Origin of the sequence: Dokdonella sp. (genome assembly GCF_049593775.1) — a bacterium.
Taxonomy (GTDB): Bacteria; Pseudomonadota; Gammaproteobacteria; order Xanthomonadales; family Rhodanobacteraceae; genus Dokdonella.
Genome location: NZ_JBAWHJ010000301.1, coordinates 1 through 7,872 on the forward strand (window position 1 = coordinate 1; position 7,872 = coordinate 7,872).

The 7,872-nt window shown below is 61.1% G+C and carries 7 protein-coding genes; 3 read left to right on the top strand and 4 right to left on the bottom strand.

Translation table 11 applies throughout. From position 1 onward, the window contains the following. Window positions 1-287, top strand: a 287-nt coding sequence (locus tag WBP53_RS10560) for a 30S ribosomal protein THX (RefSeq protein WP_423928687.1), incomplete at its 5' end; no start/stop codon positions are given. 76 nt (window positions 288-363) lie between these two features. Here WBP53_RS10560 and WBP53_RS10565 read toward each other — a convergent pair. Together WBP53_RS10565 and hutI are read right to left on the bottom strand one after the other, a co-directional pair. Further along, entirely contained in the window at window positions 364-1,374 is a 1,011-nt protein-coding gene (locus WBP53_RS10565) for a patatin-like phospholipase family protein (RefSeq protein ID WP_423928689.1), read from the bottom strand. A gap of 9 nt (window positions 1,375-1,383) precedes the next feature. Then, entirely contained in the window at window positions 1,384-2,646 is a 1,263-nt protein-coding gene (hutI, locus tag WBP53_RS10570) for an imidazolonepropionase (RefSeq protein ID WP_423928691.1), read from the bottom strand. Window positions 2,647-2,759: 113 nt separating this feature from the next. On the opposite strand from hutI, the gene WBP53_RS10575 reads away from it, so the two are divergent. Beyond that, a complete protein-coding gene (locus WBP53_RS10575; RefSeq protein WP_423928693.1) occupies window positions 2,760-4,193 on the top strand; it encodes a formimidoylglutamate deiminase in 1,434 nt (477 codons plus the stop codon). Window positions 4,194-4,200: 7 nt separating this feature from the next. On the opposite strand, the gene WBP53_RS10580 is transcribed toward WBP53_RS10575, so the two are convergent. Then, window positions 4,201-5,493, bottom strand: coding sequence for an ectonucleotide pyrophosphatase/phosphodiesterase (locus WBP53_RS10580; RefSeq protein WP_423928695.1), 1,293 nt, complete (start codon window positions 5,491-5,493; stop codon window positions 4,201-4,203). Between the two features lie 143 nt (window positions 5,494-5,636). Here WBP53_RS10580 and hutU point away from each other — a divergent pair, with 143 nt between their 5' ends. Further along, complete coding sequence (gene hutU / locus WBP53_RS10585) at window positions 5,637-7,307, top strand: urocanate hydratase (protein WP_423928697.1); 1,671 nt, start codon at window positions 5,637-5,639, stop codon at window positions 7,305-7,307. Window positions 7,308-7,508: 201 nt separating this feature from the next. On the opposite strand, the gene WBP53_RS10590 is transcribed toward hutU, so the two are convergent. Then, window positions 7,509-7,872, bottom strand: a 364-nt coding sequence (locus WBP53_RS10590) for a hypothetical protein (protein WP_423928699.1), incomplete at its 5' end; no start/stop codon positions are given.

Here is a 7,872-nt window from a genome sequence, read left to right on the forward strand (position 1 = left end):
CACGGCACTGCTATCCTTCCCGCCCTTTGTTTGCCGAATTATCTAGAGGAATACCGATGGGCCGTGGTGACCGCAAGACCCGCAAGGGCAAAATCGCTATCCGCAGTTATGGCAATGTGCGTCCGCATGCGGATGCCAATGCCGTAGCCACCAAGCCGAAGGCGACGTCCAAGTCGGCGACCAAGACTGCGTCCAAGACGGCAGCGAAGCCAGCAGCCAAGACGGCGACCAAGTCGGTTGCCAAGAAGGCTCCTGCGAAAAAGGCAGCCGCCAAGAAGGCAGAGTGACCGCCCGGCTGGGTTGACCCAGCCGCGCAAGCTCGACGTTGCCGAACAAGCCCCCGCGATGCGGGGGTTTGTCGTTTCAGGTAGATCCTGAATTCAGCAATGGGAAGTTTCCCGAGACCATGTGTGCCCGCGGATCGGCGATCCATGATTCGGCGCGCCTGCGACCATGGTCACGCAGGGCGGTCAGGAAGCTGGTGGAATCGTTGAATCCGGTCCCGGAGCGGAAAGCATCGAGGGATTCGCCCGGTTCAACGATGTGGATTTGCAGGTCCTTTACGCGTTGACCGAGCCAACTCAGAGTGATTGCTCCTTCCAGCGCCCCCTGGGCTAGCGCCAACGTCCTTAGCTCACGCAGGAATGCGCTGGAAAAGCCCAGCTCGCTGATGCGCTCGGCGATCTTCGCCGGAGTGGCTGGAATTTCGGCCCGGTCCAGCGGCTGCACCAGAATCACCAGTATCCTCGGTGTGCGGCCACTGTGAACCAGGGGCTCCAGGGCCGGATTGCCAGCCCAGCCACCATCCCAATACACCTCGCCATGGATGGTCACCGGTTCGAAGAGCTGAGGCAGGCAGGTGGAGGCCATCAACGCCTCGATGCCCAGCTCCTCGGGTCCGAACATGACAAGAGCGCCATCGCGGACGCGAGTTGCGGCCAGATGTAAGGGGAACGGCAGGTTCTCCCGCAGACGATCAAAGTCGAACAGCGATTCCGCAATCTGGCGCACCGGATTGAATCCCAGCGGATTGATTTGCCTTGGCGTGAAGTAGCGATGCAGATTCTGGGTGGCTTGCTTGCCCGCACGCGCCTGTGAGCCGAATATCCACGAAGCGGCATGGGTATGGCTGGCGACACGACGCCAGAGGTCGGAGAGGCATTCGCGCGCACCGTCTCGCCCGCCATCCATCCAGCCCTGTGCGAGCGCCAGGGCATTGAGCGCGCCACTGCTGGTGCCGCTGACTTGTTCGAGTTCAAACGTGGATTCCTCGAGCAATCGGTCCAGCACGCCCCACGTGAACGCGCCATGTGCGCCGCCACCTTGCAGGGCCAGCGCGGTCAGACCGGCGATTGAGTCGTGCGAGGTAGCCATCTTGCGATTTCAGCCTGGTGCGATGCGCTCTTCATGCAGATCGCGCCCGCCGGCGACAATGCGGCGAGCGAGGTTGCCACCTATCCAGTAGCACAGGTCTGCCGGCGCGCCGATATCCCAAATGATGAAGTCTGCGCGCAATCCGCTTGCCAGTCGGCCCCGGTCTTTCAGGCCCAGAGCCGTGGCGGCATGTACGGTTGCGCCGCGCAGGGCTTCTTCCGGCGTCAGGCGGAACAACGTGCAAGCCATGTTCATGGCCAGGCGCAGCGACAGCAGCGGCGAGGTGCCGGGGTTCAGGTCGGTGGCAACAGCCATCGGCACTGCATGCTCGCGCAAGTCGGCGATAGGCGGAACCATGGTGTCGCGCAGGGCATAGAACGCGCCTGGCAACAGCACCGCGACTGTCCCGGCACGCGCCATGGCGCGAACGCCGTCAACACTCGTATGTTCGATATGGTCGGCTGAGAGTCCATTGAACTCGGCACTCAGCCCCGCACCGCCGAGATCCGACAACTGGTCTGCGTGCAGCTTCACCGGCAAGCCCAGCGCTCGCGCCTTTTCGAACACGCGTCGGGTTTCTTCTGGCGTGAATGCTATTTTTTCGCAGAAGGCGTCGACCGCATCGGCCAGGCCGCTTTCAGCAACTGCCGGCATCAGCACCTCGCAGACATGCTCGACATAGTCTGCCTGTCGTCCCGCGAATTCTGGCGGGAGTGCGTGGGCGCCGAGAAACGTGGTCCTGACGCCGATTCCAAGCTCACTGCCGATGCGGCGCGCCACGCGCAGCATCTTCAGCTCGCTGTCGAGATCGAGTCCGTATCCTGACTTGATCTCCAGTGTCGTCACGCCATCCGCGACCAGGGCGCGTGCACGTGGCAACGAGGCAGCCAGCAAGGCTTCGTCGTCCAGCGCCCGAGTATCCTTGACGGATGAAGCGATGCCGCCCCCGGCGCGCGCTATTTCCGCGTAGCTCGCCCCATTCAGGCGCATGTCGAATTCGCGCGCGCGGTTGCCGCCGAAGACGAGATGGGTATGGCAGTCGATCAGGCCGGGCGTAATCCACGCACCCGCCAGCGATTCGACATTGGCTGACAGTGCGTGCGGCAGGCCGGGGAGGGCATGCATGGCATCGGCGAAAACGATACGGCCATTCTTCCAGCCGAGTGCGGCGTGGCGAACCTCGCCGAATGGCGCGCCATTGCCATCCATGGTTGCCAGGTGACAATCGATCAGCAGTCCGTCCCAGTTTTCAGGGTAGTTTTTGGTTGTCATGGCCCGATTATCGCAGACCACGCGGCCTTCGCTCATGCGGTGCTGCCAATAGCAGGTTTCGACAAACCGCCGGGTCAGCGGATAATCACCGGTTCCATCTGCGGAGCACGCCCATGAGCACTCGTATTTTTCACGCCGGGAACGCCTGGTTGCCAGGAGGTTGGCGTCCCGACGTGCGAATCGAAGTCGATGCTGGCCGCTATCTGTCGGGAGCCTTGCTCGATGTCAGGCCTGATGTCCCGGACGAAGGGGCGGAGTCGCTCGGACGCTGGGTCGTACCGGGCATGCCGAACCTGCACTCACACGCCTTTCAACGTGCCATGGCCGGCATGGCCGAGCATCGCGGCGATCCCGCTGACAGCTTCTGGACCTGGCGCGAGGTCATGTATGCATTCGCCGGAACCGTTGGGCCGGATGAGTTGCGAGCGATCGCAACCCAGCTTTACGTGGAGATGCTCAAGGCAGGCTATACGCAGGTTTGCGAGTTTCACTATCTGCATCATCAGCCTGATGGGCGCCCGTATGCGGATCCGGCAGCGATGGCTCTGGCCCTGGTCGATGCCGCACAGGAAGCCGGGATTGGATTGACCTTGTTGCCCACGCTTTACATGACCGGGGGCTTTGACGGACGCGCGCTCGGTGAGCGGCAGCGCCGCTTCGCCCACGATGTCGACGGGTTCCTGCGGTTGGTGGAACGCATGCGCTTGCTCGAGAGCGCCCATCTGCGTGTCGGCATTGCCCTGCATTCGCTGCGTGCCGTACCTGAAGACGCCATGCACGCCGTGCTCGATGGCATCGCCAAGCTGCCGCCTTCGCGAAGCGGAACGCCCAGCGCAATGATGCCAATCCATATTCACATTGCCGAGCAGATCGGCGAAGTTCAGGACTGTCTGGCCGTGCGCAATGCGCGACCGGTTGAATGGTTGCTGGATCATGCGGATGTCGATGCACGCTGGTGCCTTGTGCACGCCACCCATGTCGACAAGATGGAAGTGGAGCGGCTTGCGGCAACCGGAGCCGTGGCAGGACTTTGCCCGACTACGGAGGCCAACCTGGGTGATGGACTGTTCCCGCTAAAGGACTGGCTCGACATTGGCGGAACCTTTGGAATCGGCTCTGATAGTCATATTTCCGTGTCGCCCGTTGAGGAATTGCGTTGGCTCGAATATGGACAGCGTCTGGTTACGAGACGCCGGAATATCAGCGCGACGGCGCACGAGCCAAGTACCGCAGCTGCGTTGTTGAAGGCAGGGCTGTTGGGTGGTGCGCGCGCATCAGGCATGCCGATCGGATTGCTTGAGGGCGGTGATGCAAATGTACCTTCAGTCGGGCACCGAGCGGACTTGCTGGTTCTCGATGAACACTCGACGTTGCTCGCAGGTCGCGATCAATTCAATTTGCTCGACAGCTGGATTTTCGCCGGCAACTCGAATCTGGTGCGGCATGTCATGGTCAATGGCGAATGGGTGGTTCGTGATTTCCAGCATCGCGACGAAGCGCGCATAGCATCGCGATATCGAGCCGTCATCTCACGCCTGCGCAAATAGGCTGCTGCTATGGCGGTGTCGTGCCCACCTCGTTCGTTTCGGTCGGGCGTGACATTTTCAGCGCGCCGGCCAGCATGTCGAAGTTCCCGTCGTGGGGCTCGGGTTCCAGGCCCAGCAGCCATGCGAGCAATGGATATACATCGACGTTGTCGAATGGGGGCAGGACCACGCCTGAGCGAAACGCGGGGCCGTGCGCAATGAAGATGGCGCGCATGTCCGGATCCTCATTGTCGTAGCCGTGCTCGCCAAGCGAAAAGTGTTTCTTTCTGGCGAGATATTCCTGACTCGCGATGGTCCAGCCGTGGTTGGCAAGGCACACGATGGCCGGCACGCGTCGATGTGTCCCGTAGTGGAATCGAGCGGGCAGTTCCGTTTTGCGCCAGCACTGCATGTTTTCGTGTTCGCCAAGCAGGATGGACTCGGCTTCGCGCTCATGACCCGGTCTGGGTACGATGCCCGTCACTACGCCATAGCTGACGACGCGGGCAGATTCGCCTGGAAGGATTTCATCGAGATTGATCACCCGGTCCGGAGAGGTTGCGACCATGCCGTGATCGGAAACGATGATCAGATTGACCGAATGTTCGAGGCCGCGCTCGATCAAGCCATCGACCAGGCGGCGCACCGTTGCATCAACGATGCGGAGTTCCGCATCCAGTTCGGCAGAATCGGGTCCGAAGTGATGGCCGATGTCGTCGATTGTATCGAGATAGAGCGTCATCAAGCTGGGGCTTTGATCGGCTGGCAAGGCCAGCCAGTCCAGAACGCTGTCAACGCGCGTTACGGCCTGGAGTTTCTGATCGTAAATTGCCCAGAAATCCGGATGGGAGCCATGCACGGGTGCTTCGGATCCCGGCCAGAACATGATCCCGGAATGCAGGCCGCTTCGCTTGGCGGTGATCCACAACGGTGTTCCGTCATTCCACCAGCGCGCATCCTCGACCGCCTTGCGGTTTGATGCAGCAAACTTCTGTTGCGGAATCCGGTCGTCCTCCATCGTGTTCGCGACAATGCCATTGCGGTCCGGTCGCAGCCCTGTAATCAGGGCGTAGTGGTTCGGGAAGGTCTGAGTCGGGAAGGAAGGTCGCATGTACTCGGCATGCACGCCGGATTTTGCCAGGGCATTCAACGTTGGGGTGATGCCACGGTCCAGGTAGTCGGCGCGGAACCCGTCAATGGAAACCAGTATCAACGGCGTGGGTCTGACGATCTCGCTTCCAGGGCGCCGGGATAGCGGTCCGCTGCAGGCCAGCAGAAATATCAACGGCAGGAGCGAAAGCAGGCGAAAGCAGTTCGGCATTGGATCGCTACAGTGGAACGGAATCGTTCATTCTCACTCATTCAGATGACAACTGGCCACGTGCGCCGGATTCTCTCGCGGCGCTGCGAAGCATCCTTGCGCATGGGGCCCTATAATCGCGCATTCGAATCGGGAGACCTGAGATGAGTGCAACAGAGCGAATCGATGCCACACGAAATATCCGGGCACCGCGCGGAACCGAACTCAGCTGCAAGAGCTGGCTCAGCGAAGCGCCATTTCGCATGTTGCAGAACAACCTCGATCCGGAAGTAGCCGAGAATCCTGCCGAGCTGGTTGTGTACGGAGGCATCGGTCGCGCTGCACGCAACTGGGAGTGCTACGACGCGATCCTGAAGGCACTGAAGGAATTGAATGACGACGAAACCCTGCTGGTGCAGTCTGGAAAACCGGTCGGCGTATTCCCCACTCACGTTGATGCACCGCGCGTACTCATCGCCAATTCCAACCTGGTGCCGCACTGGGCCACCTGGGAGCACTTCAACGAACTCGATCGCAAGGGCCTGATGATGTATGGCCAGATGACAGCGGGGTCATGGATCTACATTGGCTCGCAGGGCATCGTCCAGGGTACCTATGAAACATTCGTCGAGATGGGTCGCCAGCACTACGAAGGCAACTTGAAGGGGCGCTGGATCCTTACCGCCGGACTTGGTGGCATGGGCGGCGCGCAACCTCTTGCAGCCAGTCTCGCCGGGGCGAGTTCGCTCAACATCGAATGCCAACAGCGTTGCATCGATTTCCGCTTGCGCACGCGCTACGTCGACGAGCAGGCGACGGATCTTGATGACGCACTGGCGCGTATCGCCAAGTACACCAGCGCGGGTGAAGCCAAATCGATCGCCCTGCTCGGCAATGCGGCGGAGATCCTGCCGGAACTGGTTCGCCGCGGCGTGCGTCCCGATGCCGTCACCGACCAGACCAGTGCGCATGATCCCGTGCACGGCTATCTGCCGATCGGCTGGACCGTCGAGCAATGGCTGGCCGAACAGAAGGCGAATCCGGACACGGTGCGCGACGCCGCGAAGAAGTCCATGCGTGTGCACGTGGAAGCCATGCTGGCATTCGAGAAGCAGGGCATCCCGACCTTCGACTACGGCAACAACATCCGCCAGATGGCCCAGGACGAAGGCTGCAAGAATGCGTTTGATTTCCCGGGCTTCGTGCCTGCCTATGTGCGTCCCTTGTTCTGTCGCGGTATTGGCCCGTTCCGCTGGGTGGCCCTGAGTGGTGATCCCGAGGACATCTACAAGACCGACGCCAAGGTCAAGGAACTGATTCCCGACGACAAGGCCTTGCACAACTGGCTGGACATGGCGCGCGAACGCATCAGCTTCCAGGGCCTGCCTGCACGTATCTGCTGGGTCGGACTTGGCCTGCGCGACAAGCTTGGCCTTGCCTTCAACGAAATGGTGCGCAACGGAGAGCTGAAGGCGCCGATCGTGATTGGCCGTGATCACTTGGATTCCGGCAGCGTGGCCAGCCCGAATCGCGAAACCGAATCGATGCAGGATGGCAGCGACGCAGTCAGCGATTGGCCGCTGCTCAACGCCATGCTCAATGTTGCCGGCGGCGCGACCTGGGTATCACTGCACCACGGCGGCGGTGTCGGCATGGGCTTCTCGCAGCATTCCGGCGTCGTCATCGTCTGCGATGGCACCGAAGCTGCCGACAAGCGCATCGCCCGCGTTCTCTGGAACGATCCAGGCACCGGCGTCATGCGCCACGCGGATGCCGGTTACGACATCGCCAAGGCCTGTGCGAAAGAGCAGGGGCTCAAGTTGCCGATGATCTGAGCCTCCACGGCTTGCCATCGTGAGTCGCCCAGGATGCGCATCCATCTGAAGGTTGCCCGCACTGACAAAGACTGCGCGCCGATAGGCTGATCAGCCTGGTTGAGGGGCGCCTAACGGCCACAACCGGACGTTCACTGGTCAGTCGCCGGCATAGGGCGCCCAGAAACCCGTGCGTACCTTCGCGGTCGCCTGCAGGAAAGGTTAGAGCGAATCTGGCCGACGTCCAAATAGGACGGGCTGGAAAAGTACATCGTCACGGCGCTCCACGCCGACAAAGCCAGCTTCAACAAGCAGCGACAATAGTCGATCAATCGAAACGGCATAGTAACGACTGCACAGTACTTGGGTTTTGCAAGTTCCGTCGGGCGACTCCGATGTGAGGTAGACGCGAAGGTCGTACTGATTCTCTTCCCATTCCCAGACCTGCACGGCCAGAAATCGGTTGCCATCTTGATGGCGAAGACCGTACGGTCGAACGTCCGGGTTCACTCGGTTGAGAACGGCATAATCGCGGACAGAGAAGATCCCAACACCCCCTGGGCGAAGGCACCGATAGCAGCTACGG

Excerpts from the sequence above, each read along its gene's own strand:
- WBP53_RS10565 (WP_423928689.1), bottom strand. The coding sequence starts at position 1,374 with ATGGCTACCTCGCACGACTCAATCGCCGGTCTGACCGCGCTGGCCCTG.
- hutI (WP_423928691.1), bottom strand. The coding sequence starts at position 2,646 with ATGACAACCAAAAACTACCCTGAAAACTGGGACGGACTGCTGATCGAT.
- WBP53_RS10575 (WP_423928693.1), top strand. The coding sequence starts at position 2,760 with ATGAGCACTCGTATTTTTCACGCCGGGAACGCCTGGTTGCCAGGAGGT.
- WBP53_RS10580 (WP_423928695.1), bottom strand. The coding sequence starts at position 5,493 with ATGCCGAACTGCTTTCGCCTGCTTTCGCTCCTGCCGTTGATATTTCTG.
- hutU (WP_423928697.1), top strand. The coding sequence starts at position 5,637 with ATGAGTGCAACAGAGCGAATCGATGCCACACGAAATATCCGGGCACCG.